The sequence below is a fragment of the Micromonospora sp. CPCC 205554 genome, from assembly GCF_036902745.1.
Lineage (GTDB): Bacteria > Actinomycetota > Actinomycetes > Mycobacteriales > Micromonosporaceae > Micromonospora > Micromonospora tulbaghiae.
This window is the reverse complement of record NZ_JBAKHP010000007.1, coordinates 276586-293049: the sequence shown is the minus strand read 5'-3', so window position 1 is coordinate 293049 and position 16464 is coordinate 276586. Positions and strand designations below refer to the sequence as shown.

Sequence of the window (16464 nt, the reverse complement as noted above, 5' to 3'; positions counted from 1 at the left end):
CGGACGGGCCGGGGACACGGGCGGCCTGGGCTGCGGGCGCGGGGCGGCGGCCGGCGGCTGCGGACGCGGAACGGCGGTCGGCACCTGCGCCCGCGCGACCGGCGCGGCCGGCGAGGCGGGTACGCCGGAGATCGGGTGCCCGGCGCGCGCCGCCTGGGAGAGAGCGAGCTTGGCCTGCCGGGCGATGCTCGCCAGCGCGGCGGCGCTCGGCCAGCGCGCGGCCGGATCCTTCGCCATGGCCCGCTCGACGATCGCCCGGACCTGGGGCGGGATGTCGGCCGGAAGCGCCCGCGGTGCGTCACGTACGTGCTTCATGGCGATTTCAAGGGGGTTGTCCCCCTCGAACGGGCGGCGTCCGGCCAGGCACTGGTACGCGACCACGCCCAGCGCGTAGACGTCCGAGGCGGGGGTGGCGACAGCGCCGGTGGCCTGCTCGGGCGAGATGTACGAGGCGGTGCCGAGCACCGAGCCGGCGGCGGTGAGCTGGCCGACCAGGTCCGAGCGGGCGATGCCGAAGTCGGTGAGCACGAGCGTGCCGTTCGGCCGGACCAGCAGGTTGCCGGGCTTCACGTCGCGGTGCACGATGCCCTTCTCGTGCGCCGCGTGCAACGCGTCGGCGGCCTGCGCCAGCAGCGCCATCGTGCGGGCCGGGGTCAGCCGGCCGACGCGGCTGAGCGTGGCGGAGAGCGCGTCGCCCTCGACGTACTCCATCACCAGGAACGCGATGTGCTGGTCGCTGCCGAAGTCGTAGACGTCGACCACGCCGGGGTGGTTGATGGTGGCCATGGTCCGGGCCTCGCCGCGGAACCGCTCGGCGAAGCCGGGTTCGTCCAGCAGCGCCGGGAGCAGGCTCTTGACCGCGACGGTACGGCCCAACACCTGGTCGGTGCCGCGCCACACGTCGCCCATGCCACCGCTGGCGATCCGCTCGTCGAGGCGGTAGCGGTTACCGAGCTTCACTCCCGGACCGAGCACGTCAGCGCCTCCCGGAGTCGGCGATCGCCGCCGCCATGATCCGGCCGGCGATGCGGGCCGCCTCGGCGCTGCCGCCGCTGCCCGCCTGCTCCAGCTCGACGCAGACCGCGGAGAGCGGCGTGCCGTCCTTGTCCAGCGCGAAGCCGATGAACCAGCCGTGGTCCGGGGTGTTCGGGCCGGACTGGGCGGTACCGGTCTTGCCGCCGACCACGAAGCCGTCGATGGCGGCCCGGCGGCCGGTGCCCTCCTTCACCACGTTCTGCATCATGTCGCGCAGGTCGGCGGCGACCTGGCCGCTGATCGGGCGGCGCAGCTCGCGCGGCTGGGCGGCGTCGTAGACGGTGGTGCGGTCCGGCCCGAGCAGCTGCTTGACGAGGTAGGGACGCATCTGCTTGCCGTCCTTGTTCGCCACCGCGGCGGCGATCAGCGCGCCCTGCAACGGGGTCATCCGCACGTTGTTCTGGCCGATCGACGACTGCGCCAGAGCGGCCTGGTCGGTGCTGCCGTCCGGGTTCTGCATGTCGCCGGTGCGGCTGGCCGCCACCGGCAGGCCGCCCTCACCGAGCTGGCCGACGGTGAGGTCCTCCTGCTCGAAGCCGAACTGCTTCGCCTTCTCCTTGACCTTGTCCGAGCCGAGGCGGACGCCGAGCTGGGCGAAGCCGGTGTTGCAGGACTCGGTCACCGCCTCCCGCAGCGTCACCTGCGACTCGGGGCAGATCGACGGCGCGGCGTTGCGGATGGGCTGGCCGGCGCCGGGCGCGGTGTAGCTGGAACCGGCCGGGATGCGGGTCTGCTGCCCGACGCCGTTCTCCAGCGCCGCCGCCGCCATGATGATCTTGAAGGTGGAGCCCGGCGGCAGCGTCTCGGACAGCGCCCGGTTCGCCAGCGGCCGGTCCTTGTCCTTCTCCAACGCGTTGTACGCCCGGTCCGCCTCGGTGCTGTCGTGACTCGCCAGCGGGTTCGGGTCGAAACTCGGCATGGACACCAGCGCCTGCACCGCGCCGGTACGCGGGTCGATCGCGATGGCCGCGCCCTTGGTCGCGCCGACCTGGTTGTCGTTGAGCTGCTTGAACGCCGTCTGCTGGGCACCCTTGGAGAGCGTCAGCAGCACGTTGCCGCCACCGGTCTCGTCACCGGTGAACATGTCCTTGATCCGGCTGGCGATGAGCGCGTCACTGGTGCCGGCCAGGAAGTCGTTCTCCACCCGCTCGATGCCGCTCGCGCTGCCGTTGACCGGCTTCCAGCCGAGCACGTGCGCGTACATCGCCCCACCCGGGTAGGTGCGCTGGTACTTCAGCTCACCGCCGGTCTCCTTGCTGACCGCGTACGCGGTGCCGCCGACCTCGATGTTGCCGCGCTTGCGGTCGTACTCGGCGACCTGGACCCGGCCGTTGTAGTCGCTGTTGCGGTACTCGTCGGCCTTGTAGGCCTGGATCCAGTTCAGGTTCGCGAACAGCAGCCCGAACAGGACGATCACGACAACGCCGACGCGGCGCAGGGGGGCGTTCACGGCCGGATCACCTCCGTCTGGGCGCCGTGCAACTGCTCGGGCGGACCACCGGCGGGCCGGGCGGCCGGGCCACCGCCACCGGTCACCGGGCGGCGGGCGCCGTCGGACACCCGCAGCAGCAGGGCGATCAGCAGCCAGTTCGCCATCAGCGAGGAGCCACCGGCGGACAGGAACGGCGTGGTCTGGCCGGTCAGCGGGATGAGCTTGCTGATGCCCCCCACGATGACGAAGACCTGCAGGCCCAGCGTGAACGCCAGACCACCGGCGAGCAGCTTGCCGAACGAGTCCCGTACCGCCAGCGCGGCGCGCAGGCCCCGCTCCACGATCAGCAGGTAGATCACCAGCAGCGCGGAGAGACCGAACAGGCCGATCTCCTCACCGATGCCGGCGAAGATGAAGTCGGTCTGCACCTCGGGCAGCAGCGCCGGCTGCCCGCCGCCCGGCCCGGCACCGAACAGGCCGCCGGTGCCGAGCGTGAGCAGGCCCTGCACCAGCTGGTAGCCCCTGTCGTACGGCTCCGCGAACGGGTCCAGCCAGATCTGCGCCCGGTCGTAGAAGTTCGCGAACGGGCCGCCGACGGTGCTGCCCAGCAGGTACGCCAGATAGGCGCCGCCGAAGAACAGGATCAGGCCGATGAGCAGCCAGCTCACCCGCTCGGTGGCGATGTAGAGCGTCACCACGAACATGCCGAAGTAGAGCAGCGAGGTGCCCAGGTCCTTCTCGAAGATCAGGACCAGGAGGCTGATCAGCCAGACCACGAGGACCGGGCCGAGGTCACGCCCGCGCGGGAAGTCGATGCCGAGCACCCGCCGGCTGGCGAGCGAGAGCACCTCGCGCTTGCGCACCAGGTAGTAGGCGAAGAACGTGAGCAGGGCCAGCTTGGCGAACTCACCCGGCTGGATGGAGAAGAACGAACCGAACTTGATCCACAGCTTGGCGCCGTTGATCTCGGAGAAGCGGCTGGGCAGCACCGCCGGGATCATCACCAGCACGATGCCGGCCAGGCCCAGCGTGTACGCGTACCGGGACAGCGAACGGTGGTCGCGCAGGATCACCAGCAGCCCGGCGGCCAGCATCACCGCGAGCAACGTCCAGGCGAGTTGCCGACCACCCGTGCCGGCGAAGACGGCCAGGTCCTCCCGCTCGGCGGACGTGGCCTTGGCCAGGTCGTACCGCCGCAGGAAGCCGACCCCGATGCCGTTGAGCAGCGCCACCGCGGGCAGCAGCGCCGGATCGGCGTACGGCGCCAGCCAGCGGATCACCAGGTGCAGGCCGAGGAAGACCAGCCCCAGCGCGGCGGCCGGGATCCAGAAGTCGGGCGTGATCGTGTCCAGCGCCTTCGCCTCGACCATCGCCGCGTACGCCGCCACGAGCACCATGGCGAGCAGGAGCAGGGACAGCTCGGCGTTACGCCGGGACCGGGCCAGGCGTACGCCGGACTGCTCGCCCGTCGAAGCGGGCGAGGCGGCCGGTACGGCGGCTGCGGTCACGGATACGTCCTCGGGATCGAGCCGGCACTCACTCCGGCGACCGGCAACCCGCCGGATCGGCCGGCGGAACGGTGTCGGAGGGTACGGCGTCGGGCGTGATGGTCGACGTCGGCGACGGCGCGCCGGGGGTCGGTGAGCCGGCGGGCGGCGCGGACGGTGTGGGGCTGCCGCTGGCCTGCGGATCCAGCGCGCCAGTCGTCGCGACCGGGGTCGGACTGGTCACACCGGGCGACGGGTCGGGCGGGCAGAGCGGCTTGAGGTTCGGGTTCGCCGGGTCCTCGCTGGTCAGCTCCGCCAGCCGGCGCTCCGCGTCCGGCTCGTTGCGGGCCTGGATGCCCTGCTTCACCCGCTCCTGGGCGGCCAGGGTGAGGTCGTCGAGCCGGGCCTCACTGCGCTCGTGCACGTTCGACAGGTCCAGCCCGGCGACCTGGCCGGGCACCCCGCGGAAGACCGCGAGCTGACCGTCGTCGGTCGCGCCGACGTAGTACTGCCGCTGGGTGTACGTCCACCCGCCGAACGCGCCGCCTCCGACGATCACCGCGAGCGCCAGCACCATGGCGGCGGTACGCAGCGGCCGGCGGCGACGCCGCTCCGGCTCGTCGTCGCGGGTGTCCACCGGCTCCTCGGGCGCGGGCGGCCGGGGGGCGGACAGCGCCGAGGCGCGGGCTGCCGGGGTTGAGTCGTCGGCCGAGGTCGCCATGCCCCGGTCGCGGGCGGCGGCGCCGCCGACGATCGGGGACGCCTCGACGATGTCCTGGTCGGTGGCGTCGGCGATGATCACGGTGATGTTGTCCGGGCCGCCGCCGCGCAGCGCGAGCTGCACCAGGCGTTCCACGCACCGCTGCGGGTCGGGGTACTCCCGCATGGTGTCCGCGATGGTCTCCGCGCTGACCACGCCGGAGAGCCCGTCGGAGCAGATCAGGTAGCGGTCGCCGGGCAGAACCTGGCGGACGCTGTACTCCGGGTCGATGTCGCGGCCGTCGAGCGCGCGGGTGAGCAGCGAGCGCTGGGGGTGGCTGCTCGCCTCCTCCGCGCTGATCCGGCCCTCGTCGACGAGCATCTGGACGTACGTGTCGTCCTTGGTGATCTGCGCGAACTCGCCGTTGCGCAGGAGATAGGCCCGCGAGTCACCGATGTGGACCATGCCGAGCTTGCTGCCGGAGAAGAGGGTCGCGGTGAGCGTGGTGCCCATCCCCTCCAGCTGCGGGTTGGCGTCCACGGTGTCGCGGAGCTGCTGGTTGGCGGTGCCCACGGCGGAGCGGAGCGCGTCGACCAGGGCGTCACCGGGGACGTCCTCGTCGAGCGGCGCCATGGCACCGATGACGATGTTGCTGGCGACGTCACCGGCGGCCATGCCGCCCATGCCGTCGGCCACGGCGAGCAGCCGCGGTCCGGCGTAGACGGAATCCTGATTACCGTCTCGGATCAGACCGCGGTCGCTGTGGGCCGCGTAGCGCAGGGTCAGAGTCATGGCCGTAATTCGAGGGAAGTGCGGCCGATCCGGATCGGCACGCCGAGGGGGACGGGGGTTGGTCCGGTGACCTTAGCGCGATCGAGATAGGTGCCGTTAGTCGATCCGAGGTCCTCGACGTACCACTGCCCGTCGCGGGGCACCAGCCGGGCGTGTCGCGCCGAGGCGTAGTCGTCGGTGATCACCAGGGTCGAGTCCTCCGCCCGGCCGATGGTGATCTGGGCCTCTCCGAGCGTGATCCGGGTGCCGGCGAGCTGACCGGCGGTGACCACCAGCTGGTGGGCGGCCCGGCCGCGCTTGGCCTTCGCCGGCTTCCCCGGCTGCCCGGTCGACGCGCCGATCCCCCGCGGCGCGGCCACCAGCTTGCCCGACCGGGCGCCGGCGAAGAGGTCCCGGCGGATCACGCCGACCACCGTGAACACGAAGATCCACAGCAGGATGAGGAACCCGAACCGGGCGACGGTGATGACGAGTTCCGGCAACGCGGGTCAGCCGTCCACGCGGAAGGTCAGCGTCGTGGTGCCGAGCTGGATCATGTCGCCGGGGTTGAGGGCGACCGCCGACACCCGCTGGCCGTTGACCATCGTGCCGTTGGTGGAGCCCAGGTCGGTCAGCACCACCTGGCCGCCGTCGAAGTCCAGCCGGGCGTGGCGCCGCGAGATGCCGACGTCGGGCAGGCGCAGGTTGGCCTGGTCGCCGCGGCCGATCACGGTCGAGCCCATCTGGAGCGGGTAGGTGCGGCCGTCGCCGGAGACCAGGCGGACGTTGCGGCCGCCGCCGTGACCGGGCGGCGGGCCGTAGCCGCCACCCTGGTCGTACGCCGGGTACGCCGGGCCGGCGTCGTAGCCGCCGGGCGCGGAGACCGGGGCGACGTCCCCGCCGGTGTAGACCTCGGCGGTGACCCGGAACATGCCGGTGTCCAGGCCCTCACCGCGTTCGACCTCGACGATCACGTCGCCGTAGACAGTCCACGCCTGCTCGCCGATGAACTCGGCCTGCGACTGCGCCAGCTCCTGGGCCAGCGCGGCAGCGTACGGCGCCAGCCGACTGTGGTCGTAGGGCGAGAGATCGATCACGTAGCGGTTGGGCACAAGGGTGCGCCCACCGGCCAGGATCGCCTTGTGCGCCTCGGCCTCCCGCTGCATGGCGTTGAGGATCTCCACGGGGTGGACCACCCCTTTGAAGACCTTGGCGAAGGCCCCCTCGACCAGGCCTTCCAGACGCTTCTCGAAGCGTTGCAGCACGCTCACCGGCTCCTCCTCGGGTCCCGAGGCAATGATGGTATCCGGACACCGCCTCCGCAGCTCACACGCCGCTCGGCCGGCTGCCGTCGGCCCGTTCGTGACCAGGCCCGCGGACGTGCTAAAGTTTCGCCCGCCACGAGCGGTGATCGTTCGTGGCGTGGCCAGTGGACAGCGTAATATGTCCCGGCACCCGCCGCAGATGGCGGGCGCGGGATGCGATATGGTGTTCCGGGTCGTGCCACGGGGATGTGGCGGAATGGCAGACGCGCACGGTTCAGGTCCGTGTGTCCGAAAGGACGTGGGGGTTCAACTCCCCCCATCCCCACCAGAACGAGGGCTCCGCACACAGCGGGGCCCTTGCTTCGTATCGGGGCGTTCCGGACGTCACGCTATGCTCCGATGGTTTCCCTGCCTCCCACGGACCAGGAGTGGCGTGTGACTGTCGCGTTGGTGACCGGTTCCGGCGGTCTGATCGGCTCCGAGGCGGCCCGGCACTTCGCCGGACTCGGTCTCGACGTGGTCGGCATCGACAACGACATGCGGCGGTACTTCTTCGGCGAGGACGGCTCGACCGCCTGGAGCCTCGACCGGCTCGCCGCCGACCTCGGCTCCGCGTACACCCACCACGCCGTCGACATCCGCGACCGCGACGGGCTGGAGCAGGTCTTCAAGCGGTACGGCAAGGACATCGCCGTGGTGATCCACAGCGCCGCCCAGCCGAGCCACGACTGGGCCGCCAAGGAGCCGTTCACCGACTTCGACGTGAACGCCGGCGGCACGCTCAACGTGCTGGAGAACACCCGGCGGCACGCGATCGACGCGCCGTTCATCCACTGCTCCACGAACAAGGTGTACGGCGACCGGCCGAACTCGCTCCCGCTGGTCGAGCTGGAGACCCGCTACGAACTGCCCGAGGACCACCGCTGGTACGACGGCATCACCGAGGACATGTCGATCGACGAGTCGCTGCACTCGATCTTCGGCGCCTCGAAGGTCGCCTCCGACGTGATGGTCCAGGAGTACGGCCGCTACTTCGACATGAGGACCGCCTGCTTCCGGGGCGGCACGCTGACCGGCCCGGCGCACTCCGCCGCCGAGCTGCACGGCTTCCTGGCGTACCTGATGCGCTGCGTGATGGAGGGCCGGACGTACAACCTCTTCGGCTACAAGGGGAAGATGGTCCGGGACGCGATCCACTCGCACGACGTGCTGACCGCGTTCGAGGCGTTCTTCCGCGAGCCGCGCTCGGCCCAGGTCTACAACCTCGGCGGCGGCCGGCACTCCAACACCTCGCACATCGAGGCGTTCCGGATCGCCCAGGAGATCACCGGCCGCGAGGCCCGGATCAACTACGTCGAGCAGGCCCGCACCGGCGACCACCAGTGGTACGTCAGCAGCATGGCCCGGTTCGAGGAGCACTACCCGTCCTGGAAGATCACGTACGACGTGCCGATGATCCTGCGCGAGATCTACGAGGCCAACGTCGACAAGTGGGTGCCGAAGGCATGACCACCGGGACCAAGCGCAACGTGCTCGGCGTCGGGGTCGACGCCACCGACTACGCCCGGGCCACCGAGGCCGTGGTGGCGGCCGCGCACGAGCGCCGCCCGCTGGCGCTCACCGCGCTGGCGGTGCACGGCGTGATGACCGGCGTGCTCGACCCGGCGCACAACGCCCGGCTCAACTCGTTCGACGTGGTCACCCCGGACGGGCAGCCGGTGCGCTGGGCGCTCAACCTGCTGCACGGCGCCGGGCTCACCGACCGCGTCTACGGGCCGGAGCTGACCCTGCGGGTGCTCGCCCGGTTCGCCGAGGAAGGGCTGCCCGTCTACCTCTACGGCTCCACCGAGGAGACGCTGTCCCGCCTGGTCCCGGCGCTGGAGCGCAAGTTCCCCGCGCTGAAGATCGCCGGGGTCGAGCCGTCCAAGTTCCGCGCCGTCGCGCCGGGCGAGGACGCCGAGATCGCCGACCGGATCCGGGCCAGCGGCGCCCGCCTCGTCCTGGTCGGGCTGGGCTGCCCACGCCAGGAGGTCTTCGCGTACGCCATGCGCCCGCTGCTGGACATGCCGCTGATGGCTGTCGGCGCGGCCTTCGACTACCACGCCGGTCTGCTGCGCAACCCGCCACCGTGGATGCAGCGCGCCGGGCTGGAGTGGTTCTGGCGGCTCGGCCTGGAGCCCAAGCGCCTGTGGCGCCGGTACGTCATCCTCAACCCGGCCTACCTGGCCCGGCTCGCGGCCCAGAAGACCGGCCTGTGGAAGGCCACCCCGCCGGCGCCGGCCACCGGGCGTCCCGCCACGTTCGACGTCTGACCCCTACGGGCACGGGTACGGGACGAACCGGGGTGCCGTCCCGGATTCGGCGGACGTCGAAACGGGCAAGGCTAGGGGGCATGGATGACCGTCTCGCCCTGCTGCTTCCCGTCGCCGCCGTCTGGCTCGCCGCCGGACTGGTCGCGGAGGGTCTGCCCGGGATCGACCGCGCCCGTGCGCTGCGCCGGCGTACCGGATGGTTGTCCGCCCTGGTGCTGACCGGCCTCGCGCTCACCACGGCGGTCCTCGCCGCGGGCCTGCAGAGCGCCGGTGACACCACTGTGGACCGGGCCGCCGCCGCGCTCGGCGTCGCCGCGGTGCCGGCGGCCGTGGTGGCGGTCTGCACGGTACGGCGGATCCGGCGGCTGCGGTCCGGCGCGGGCGCGTTCGCGGCGGCACCGGGAACGCCCGCCCCGCACGGGCTGCGCGCGGCGGCGGCGCACCCGCTGATCGCGTTGCCACTCCAGGCGACGGCGATCGCGGTGCTGGTGGCGGTGCTGCCGGCGGTCGGGGTCGACCCGTTCGCCGCGCCGGGCGTCGCCGGACCGGTGATCACCGTGGGAGTGCTCGGTGTGTGCGCGATCGGGGTACGCCACGCGCTGCGGCACAACCGGCTCGCCGAGCGGGCGATGCCGGCCGCCGAGGCGGTGTCAGCGCGACCGGCTCGCGCCCTGCACGTATAGCAGTTCCAGGATCGCGCGGGTCGCCTCGAACCAGCGGTCCAGCCAGCCGGGCGGGGGCACGCTGCCCTTCGGGGGCAGCTCCATCAGCAGGCCGCGCAGCAGCGGGTGGTCCACCAGGGACTCCTGCTGCTCGACCGGCCAGCCGCTCGGCGGGAAGGACGGCTCGGTGAGCGGGTTGGGGTCCAGCGACGGCAGCGACAGCGGTGCCGCGGCCTGCTCGGGGACGCCACCCTCGCGGGTGTCCTCGCCGTCACCGGAGACCACCTCGGTGAGGACGGTGTCCCGGCGGGCACCCCGGTACTTGCCACCGAACCGCTCGGGCTTGCCCGGGCCGCTGGTGAGGTTCTCTGAACCGATCGTCGTCATCCGTCTCGCCTGCCTTGTTCGGTTGCCGATCCGTGCGGTTCAACGAGGCGGATCGGAACTGGCGACGGGTGCCCGGCGCCGCGCGGGCACGCGGACGCGAATGGTCCCGCCCGGCGGCGCTGCCGGGCGGGACCACATTCTCGGTGCCGGTCAGCTCCGGCCGAACACGCCGTTCCGGGCGCGGGCGACGAAGGCGTGCCAGTCGCCAGGAGCGAAGACCAGAGCGGGGCCGGTCTTGTCCTTCGAGTCCCGCACTCCGACCGCCCCGGTCACGTACGCGACCTCGACGCAGTTGTCGCAGTTCGGCCCGCTCTTCGAGCTCTTGAACCACGTCGCCTGCGTCAGGTCCACGGGGAACTCCTTGGTCGCCATTTCCACAGTGGCTCCTCTGCCAGTTTCGCGATGTGTGCGACGGACTCCTCCGGGCGCATGGCCGCTGCTCGAATGTGATCGAAGATGAAGCTGTACTTCTGCAGTTCGTCACTCTTCTCCAGGAAGAGCCCACCCGTGGCGTTCTCCGCGTACACGACATCGGGATCACTCGGCTCGGGGAAACTGAGGATCGTGAAGGTCCCGTCCATGCCGGCGTGCGCTCCCACCTCGAAGGGCAGGACCTGCACTGTCACGTTCGGCAGTTCGGCCACCTCCACCAACCGCTTGAGCTGGCCACGCATCACCACGTCGCCGCCAACCGGCCGGCTCAGCACCGCCTCATCGAGCACCACCCACAGATCGACCGGATCGTCCTGCGTCAACAACGACTGACGGCCCAGACGGACACGCACCCGTTGGTCGACCTGATCGTCGGTGAAGTCCGGCCGAGCCGCCCGGATCATCGCGCCGGCGTACTCCTCGGTCTCCAGCAGGCCCGGCACGACCTGCTGCTCGTACGCGCGGATGGAGCTGGCCGCGGCCTCCAGGCCGACGTACGCGCCGACGAGCACCGTGCTGTACGGATGCCACCAGCCCTTCTGCCGGGCCTCCCGGGCGATCTGCACCAGCTCGTCGCTCTCCGCGCCGACCACCCCGTAGATGCGGAGCATGTCGCGTACGTCGCGCGGGGTCGCCGTGGTGTGGCCGGTCTCGATCCGGGAGATCTTGGACGCCGAGCACTCCAACTGCTCGGCGACGACTTCGATGGTGATGCCCGCCGCCTCCCGCTGCCGGCGGAGTTCCGCCCCCAGCCGGCGGCGCCGGATGGTGGGGCTGCGCCGTTCGCTCACGGTGCCACCTCAGTTCGCGACTGCGGGGCTCGCAGGACCGGCTCACTCCTCGCGCTCACGGTGCCACCTCAGTTCGCGACTGCGGGGCTCGCAGGACCGGCTCACTCCTCGCGCTCACGGTGCCACCTCAGTTCGCGACTGCGGGGCTCGCAGGACCGGCTCACTCCTCGCGCTCACGGTGCCACCTCAGTTCGCGACTGCGGGGCTCGCAGGACCGGCTCACTCCTCGCGCTCACGGTGCCGTCCATCGGCTTGCGGGACCACGCTTCACAGTCACCCGGCTACCTCCGGTCGGTCGCGCCCGGTTCGGCTCCCACCGCGGGCGCGACCGGCGGGCGGCGGGTGTTCGTTCGCGGCAGGGGTGGTGCCGGTCGTCGACCGGCCGCGACGGGCGAAACCGGCGTCCAGTGTGCCGCTCCGATACCTGGCGCTTCAAGTTTCGGTGTTTGCGTGTCCGACTCACCTATCAGCAAAACTCGACGTGCAACTTGCATGTCGCACGTCCCTGATGCAGTCTGTCCGTATGGCACGGGTTACTCACCGTCTTCGCTTGATCTCCGGGCGTGGTGACACCACGGTCCGTGGGACGGCCGGAGGGGAGCCGTCCCGCGCCGTGCGACCTGCCCCGGAATGAAGACCCCGTCGCTGCACGCCAGCTTGGCTGCGGCGGCGGGAGCGGTAACCGGGAGCAGCCGGGTGATGGTCGGGTGGCGGTCCGCCACAGCGGGTACGGCCCGACCAGCACCGACACACCGACCGCCGGTCCACGAGGCAGACCCCCCGTCACCGGACCGCATCTGACCCCCGTTCAGCCTCGCCGGTCCTGCCGGCCGACCTTCCCAGGAGCCCATGTGCTTCCCCGCTCCGGTGACGTACTGCACGTGACACGCGCGGCGAGTGTCCAGTTCCTCCGACCGATCATGTTCCGGGTGATCCGGGTGCTCGACTGGCCGACCTACGACGGTTGGCTCTGGCTCGACGGCTACGAGTTGAACGCGGCGGGGGACGCGGTCAACCGGAGGTCGATCTTCGTACTCCAGGAGGGGTTGCGGCAGCTCCAGGCCGCGCCGGCTCCGCGTCAGCACACCGTGCGGACGGCCCGCCGCCCGGTGGTCCGGACCCCGGTCCGGGTCGGCTGACCTCACGATTCCCGGTCGGGAGGGCGTGCCGTCGCCATAGAATCGGTACGCCCACCCCGGCATGTTCCACCCCGCGCGCCATGGACCCTGAACCTGGGATGGTCATGGTCAACTTGCCCGCCGCGCGCCGGCACCACCGGTCCCGTATCGGCTATGCCCTCGGGCTCTTCCTCTTCCTCGTCACCGCGACCGCCCTCGCGCTCGCGGTACGTCATCCCGCCTTCTCCGCCACCCAGCAGCTCGCCGAGCCCGTACCGGCCCCGGAGATCACCGTGGCCGGCGAGGAAGGCCGGTCGGGGTCCGACGCGGCCGGGTCCGACAACGCCGGGTCCGGTCCGGCCGACTCCGATGCCGCCGACTCCGATGCCGCCGACTCCGACGAGCCGGACGACGAGGGCGGCTGGGCCGGCGCCGACCCGGCGGAGGACGAGGACGAACCGGCCTCGGGTGCCGGGGGCGGCGAGGGCGCGCTCGCCGAACGGCCCACCGACACGACCGACAACCTCAGCCGGTCGCTGTTCTACTCCGGGCTGCTCGGGCTCGCCATCTCGCTGGCCGGGCTGGGTCTGGTCGGCACCCGCAGACGCCAGTGGTGAGTCAGGGGCGCGTCAGGGCGTGGTGGTCGTCGCCGGAGCCGATCCGGGAGTGCTCGGCCCGCTCGTCGGCGGCGCGGGTACGGCCACCACGATGGTGACCCGGTCGTCCTCGCCCACCGGGTAACCGGCCTCCGGATCGGTGGAGATCACCGTGCCGGCGGGGCGGTCCGACGCCCGCCGCTGCACCCGGTAGTCCAGGTCCAGCCGGTCGAGCGCCGCCCGGGCAGCCGCCTCCGGCAGCCCCACCAGCGGCGGCATCGGCACCTCGACCGGTGCGGTCGTGGCCGGGGGCGTACTCGGCGGTGAGCTACTCGGCGCGGCACTGGTCGGCGCGGCGGTCGTCGGGGCGGCGCTCGTCTGCGCCGAGATGCTCGGCACCGCCGGGCCCGGATCGGAGTTCCGGTCGGCGGCACGCAGCGCCAGCCACACCCCCACCCCGATCAACCCGAGCAGGAGCAGTGCCAGGATGCCGAGCAGGATCGGCATCCACCAGCGGCGCCCGGCCTGCTCGTCGCCGTACCACTCGGCCCCGGGCTCGGGATAGCCCGCCGGCCGTGGTGGCGGCACCCCGGCCCGGCCGGACCAGGCGCCCACCGGTTCCTGCGGGGCGGTGGCGTCGAGCGGACGGCGCGGGCCGCCCTGCCCGGCGGGGCCGCCCGGTCCTGCCGCCCCGCCCTGTCCTGCCGGTGCGCCGGGCAACGGGCGGGTGGCGTCGCCCGCCTTCCGTGGCATGGCGCGGGTCGCCTCCACGTCTTCCCCGGCTGCATTCCGCGGCATCGCCCGCGTGGCGTCCACGTCCTCGCCGGTTGCGCCCCGGGGCATGGCGCGGGTGGCGTCCGGATCCTCCCCGGCCGCGTTCCTCGGCATCGCCCGCGTGGCGTCCGCGTCCGGCTCGGGAGGCGACGCTCGGGACGGGTCGGCGTCTGCACCGGCCGCGTCGCGAGGCATCGCGCGGGTCGCGTCGGCGTCCGGGGGCAGCGCCCGGGTCGCGTCCGCGTCGCCGGCGGGTGGTTCCTGACGGTCGTCGCTCATGGCACGTCCTTTCCCCACCGGGACGGGGCGCACGGCCCTCGATCGTCCACCGTAACGGTCCCCGGCGACACCGGCTGGGATCAGCGCGCCGCGCCCGTCAGGGAGTCGGCGACGGGGAGACAGTCGGCGGCGTGGACGCCTTGTCGCCGCAGGTGAGCGTCACCTGGTCGTTCCACCGGGCGGTGCCACCGGCCGCCGGCTCCTGCGCTGTGACCGGACCCTGGCGTCCGGTGGCGTACCGGGGATAGAGCCCCGCCTCCACCAGGTCGTCGGCCGCGTCGGAGCAGGACAGGGTGCTCACGTCGGGCACGGTGACGGCCGGCGCCGGCCCGGAGACCCACACGGTGACAGTGGTGCCGCGCTTCACCGGGGTGCCGGGAGCCGGTGAGGTGCGCTCCACGGTGCGTCCGGCGCCCGTACCGAACACCAGGCGCCAGCCGAGCCGGCGCTCGCGCAGGTCCCGGCGGGCCTGCTCGAAGTCCACGCCCACCACCTCGGGCACCGTGAGCCCGGCCGGGGCGCTGCTGCGCGTACCGGTCGGCCGGGCGGTGGCGGTCGGCGGCGCTGTGGTCGCGGAGGCCGATGTGGACGGGGCACCGACCGGTGCGGCGTCGCCGGGTGCGGCCGGGCGCTCCGGCTCACCGGCGAGGATCCACCCGACGCTGGCACCGATCACCGCCAGCAGGATCACGGCCACGCCACCGCCGAGGAGCATCCTGCCCCGTCCCGGTCCGCCGCCGTCGGCCACCGGTTCCCGCTCGTCCGTCATGCTCCCCGCCCCGATCATCGACGACCGTATCCGTTGCTGCGGAACGGTCACGGCCTGTCGTCACGACTCGCCGCGCCGACCTCGGGACGTTACGCTCCCCGGCATGGTCAGACGGGGCTGGGGAGGATCGACAGCCGCCGCGCTCGGCGTCGCCGCCGGCGCGGGCGCCGCGCAGCTCGGTTTCGGGTACGGGCTGGGCATCATCAACTGGGCGCCGGCCGGCGCGGTACGGGCCGAGGCGGCCTGGGTGGCGAGCCTCGCCTGGGCGACCTGGATCGCGGCGACATCGGTCATCGTCGGTGCGGTCTGCGCCCAGCGCCTGCGCGGGAGCGACGACGAGCCGCGGGGCACACTGCCCCGGCTCGGCCTGGCGCTCGCCGCGGGTGCCGGCGCGATCGTCACCGTGCTGCTGGTGGCGGTTCCGGCGCGGGCGGCACGGGTGCCGGACGTCGCCGCCCCGCAGGTCGTCGCCGCCGCGTACGCGGGTGCGGGGCTGCTGCTCGGTGTGCTGCTCGCCGTCTGGGCGCTGCACACCCGGGCCGCCGCCACGAACCTGATCGCCACCACCGGCTGGCTCTGGCTGCTCGCCGTGGTGTCGGTGGTCGACGGGGTGGTCGCCGGCCGTGGCCTGACCACCGCCCAGCTCGGCATCTGGCAGATCAGCGCGGACCGTGGCGCGTTCTGGATCCGCGACTACTTCTACTGGCCCGGTGCGCTCCTGTCGGTGCTCTCCGCCCTGGTGATCGGCCTGGTGGCGGCTCGCCGAGCCGCCCGTGCACCCGAGATCCGGGTCGGTGCGGCGGCCTCCGGGGCGGCCGGGCCGCTGCTCGTCGCGCTGGCGTACCTGCTGGCGGTGCCGCGCCTCGCCGGGATCGCCGCGGAACAGTTGTCGGCCCATCTGATCGCCCCGTACGCGGTGATCGCCGGTGTCGGCGGTTCGATGGTGATGGCCGCGCTGGCCCAGCGCGGCGAGCGCCGGAGCGCCCAGCGGGTGACACTGCCACGGCAGCGCACCGGCGAGCCGGACGAGATCAGCGGGGATGCCGACCCGGCCCCCGCAGACCTGACCGAGGCGGACCCGCAGTCGCCGTCGGGCACGTCGTCTACGACCCGGTCAGGCACGTCGCCGTCGGGCACCTCGAAGTCGGGCACGTCGGCTACGGGCCGGTCGGACAAGTCGGCGGCGAGCGGATCGGCTTCGGGCCTGTCAGACACCCCGGCATCGGGCCGGTCCGTGCCGGATGGCTCCGCGTCGAGCCGGTCGACGCCGGGCCGGTCGGCATCGGGCCTCGCCGACCTGGCGACCGCGCCGGACAAGGCACCGGACACGTCGGTCGGGCCGAGCCGGAACACCGGGGTGGAGGACGGACCGGGCACGGCATCCGGCCGGACGGACACCGAGCGGGGTCGTGCCACCCGGTCCGCCACCGGCCGCCGGGGCCGGGCCATCCCACCGCAGCGGCAACCCGAGGCATCCGAGCAGGCCGCCTCCGCAGGACCACACGACGGGACGAACCCGCAGGACGCCCTCCCGTCCCCGGGCAAGCCTTCCTCCCCAACCGACCCACCGGCCACCGACACCACCCGCCGCCGAGGCCGCTGAGCCCTCCCCACACCCACCCAGCCACGCCGATCTTGCAGTAGTGGCCCCTCG

17 protein-coding genes and 1 tRNA gene are annotated in these 16464 nt (G+C 72.8%); 7 read left to right on the top strand and 11 right to left on the bottom strand.

The window, feature by feature from the left end; genetic code table 11:
* The 6 genes from V6U82_RS13215 to V6U82_RS13190 all read right to left on the bottom strand — a co-directional run.
* On the bottom strand, positions 1-975 hold a 975-nt coding region (locus tag V6U82_RS13215; protein ID WP_334461075.1), incomplete at its 3' end, for a serine/threonine-protein kinase.
* 1 nt (position 976) lies between these two features.
* The gene (locus tag V6U82_RS13210; RefSeq protein ID WP_334461074.1) at positions 977-2485 is read right to left on the bottom strand and encodes a peptidoglycan D,D-transpeptidase FtsI family protein; all 1509 of its coding nucleotides are present in this window, start codon (positions 2483-2485) and stop codon (positions 977-979) included.
* A complete protein-coding gene (locus V6U82_RS13205) occupies positions 2482-3975 on the bottom strand; it encodes an FtsW/RodA/SpoVE family cell cycle protein (protein ID WP_435121330.1) in 1494 nt (497 codons plus the stop codon). Before V6U82_RS13205 ends, V6U82_RS13210 begins: the two co-directional genes overlap by 4 nt.
* 28 nt (positions 3976-4003) lie before the next feature.
* Positions 4004-5446, bottom strand: coding sequence for a PP2C family protein-serine/threonine phosphatase (locus V6U82_RS13200; RefSeq protein ID WP_128138038.1), 1443 nt, complete (start codon positions 5444-5446; stop codon positions 4004-4006).
* Positions 5443-5928, bottom strand: a complete 486-nt coding sequence (locus V6U82_RS13195) for an FHA domain-containing protein FhaB/FipA (protein ID WP_128138039.1) — start codon at positions 5926-5928, stop codon at positions 5443-5445. Before V6U82_RS13195 ends, V6U82_RS13200 begins: the two co-directional genes overlap by 4 nt.
* Positions 5929-5934: 6 nt before the next feature.
* The gene (locus V6U82_RS13190) at positions 5935-6723 is read right to left on the bottom strand and encodes an FhaA domain-containing protein (protein WP_026267912.1); all 789 of its coding nucleotides are present in this window, start codon (positions 6721-6723) and stop codon (positions 5935-5937) included.
* A 209-nt stretch (positions 6724-6932) separates the two neighbouring features.
* Between V6U82_RS13190 and V6U82_RS13185 the strand changes: the two genes are divergently transcribed.
* The 4 genes from V6U82_RS13185 to V6U82_RS13170 all read left to right on the top strand — a co-directional run bounded on the left by V6U82_RS13185 (position 6933) and on the right by V6U82_RS13170 (position 9685).
* Positions 6933-7018, top strand: a tRNA-Leu gene (locus tag V6U82_RS13185).
* 71 nt (positions 7019-7089) lie between these two features.
* A complete protein-coding gene (locus V6U82_RS13180) occupies positions 7090-8199 on the top strand; it encodes an NAD-dependent epimerase/dehydratase family protein (RefSeq protein ID WP_181726659.1) in 1110 nt (369 codons plus the stop codon).
* Positions 8196-9002, top strand: coding sequence for a WecB/TagA/CpsF family glycosyltransferase (locus V6U82_RS13175; protein WP_120574068.1), 807 nt, complete (start codon positions 8196-8198; stop codon positions 9000-9002). The genes V6U82_RS13180 and V6U82_RS13175 overlap by 4 nt, the downstream gene beginning before the upstream one ends.
* 80 nt (positions 9003-9082) lie before the next feature.
* A complete protein-coding gene (locus tag V6U82_RS13170; protein ID WP_334461072.1) occupies positions 9083-9685 on the top strand; it encodes a hypothetical protein in 603 nt (200 codons plus the stop codon).
* On the opposite strand, the gene V6U82_RS13165 is transcribed toward V6U82_RS13170, so the two are convergent.
* The 3 genes from V6U82_RS13165 to V6U82_RS13155 all read right to left on the bottom strand — a co-directional run bounded on the left by V6U82_RS13165 (position 9653) and on the right by V6U82_RS13155 (position 11274).
* Positions 9653-10051 carry a hypothetical protein gene (locus V6U82_RS13165; protein ID WP_091413673.1) on the bottom strand — a complete coding sequence of 133 codons (399 nt, stop codon included), beginning with the start codon at positions 10049-10051 and terminating at the stop codon, positions 9653-9655. The genes V6U82_RS13170 and V6U82_RS13165 overlap by 33 nt on opposite strands.
* 150 nt (positions 10052-10201) lie before the next feature.
* The gene (locus tag V6U82_RS13160; protein WP_013283299.1) at positions 10202-10423 is read right to left on the bottom strand and encodes a DUF397 domain-containing protein; all 222 of its coding nucleotides are present in this window, start codon (positions 10421-10423) and stop codon (positions 10202-10204) included.
* A complete protein-coding gene (locus V6U82_RS13155; RefSeq protein ID WP_128137874.1) occupies positions 10393-11274 on the bottom strand; it encodes a helix-turn-helix domain-containing protein in 882 nt (293 codons plus the stop codon). The genes V6U82_RS13160 and V6U82_RS13155 overlap by 31 nt, the downstream gene beginning before the upstream one ends.
* A gap of 851 nt (positions 11275-12125) precedes the next feature.
* Here V6U82_RS13155 and V6U82_RS13150 point away from each other — a divergent pair.
* The gene (locus tag V6U82_RS13150; protein WP_018785581.1) at positions 12126-12413 is read left to right on the top strand and encodes a hypothetical protein; all 288 of its coding nucleotides are present in this window, start codon (positions 12126-12128) and stop codon (positions 12411-12413) included.
* A 98-nt stretch (positions 12414-12511) separates the two neighbouring features.
* The gene (locus V6U82_RS13145; RefSeq protein ID WP_334461084.1) at positions 12512-13009 is read left to right on the top strand and encodes a hypothetical protein; all 498 of its coding nucleotides are present in this window, start codon (positions 12512-12514) and stop codon (positions 13007-13009) included.
* A gap of 12 nt (positions 13010-13021) precedes the next feature.
* On the opposite strand, the gene V6U82_RS13140 is transcribed toward V6U82_RS13145, so the two are convergent.
* Both V6U82_RS13140 and V6U82_RS13135 read right to left on the bottom strand, forming a co-directional pair.
* Positions 13022-14041 carry a PASTA domain-containing protein gene (locus V6U82_RS13140; RefSeq protein ID WP_334461069.1) on the bottom strand — a complete coding sequence of 340 codons (1020 nt, stop codon included), beginning with the start codon at positions 14039-14041 and terminating at the stop codon, positions 13022-13024.
* 97 nt (positions 14042-14138) lie between these two features.
* The gene (locus V6U82_RS13135) at positions 14139-14810 is read right to left on the bottom strand and encodes a PASTA domain-containing protein (RefSeq protein WP_334461068.1); all 672 of its coding nucleotides are present in this window, start codon (positions 14808-14810) and stop codon (positions 14139-14141) included.
* A gap of 103 nt (positions 14811-14913) precedes the next feature.
* Here V6U82_RS13135 and V6U82_RS13130 point away from each other — a divergent pair, with 103 nt between their 5' ends.
* Positions 14914-16413: a hypothetical protein gene (locus tag V6U82_RS13130; protein ID WP_334461067.1), complete on the top strand. Its 1500-nt coding sequence runs from the start codon at positions 14914-14916 to the stop codon at positions 16411-16413.
* The last annotated feature ends 51 nt before the right edge of the window (positions 16414-16464 follow it).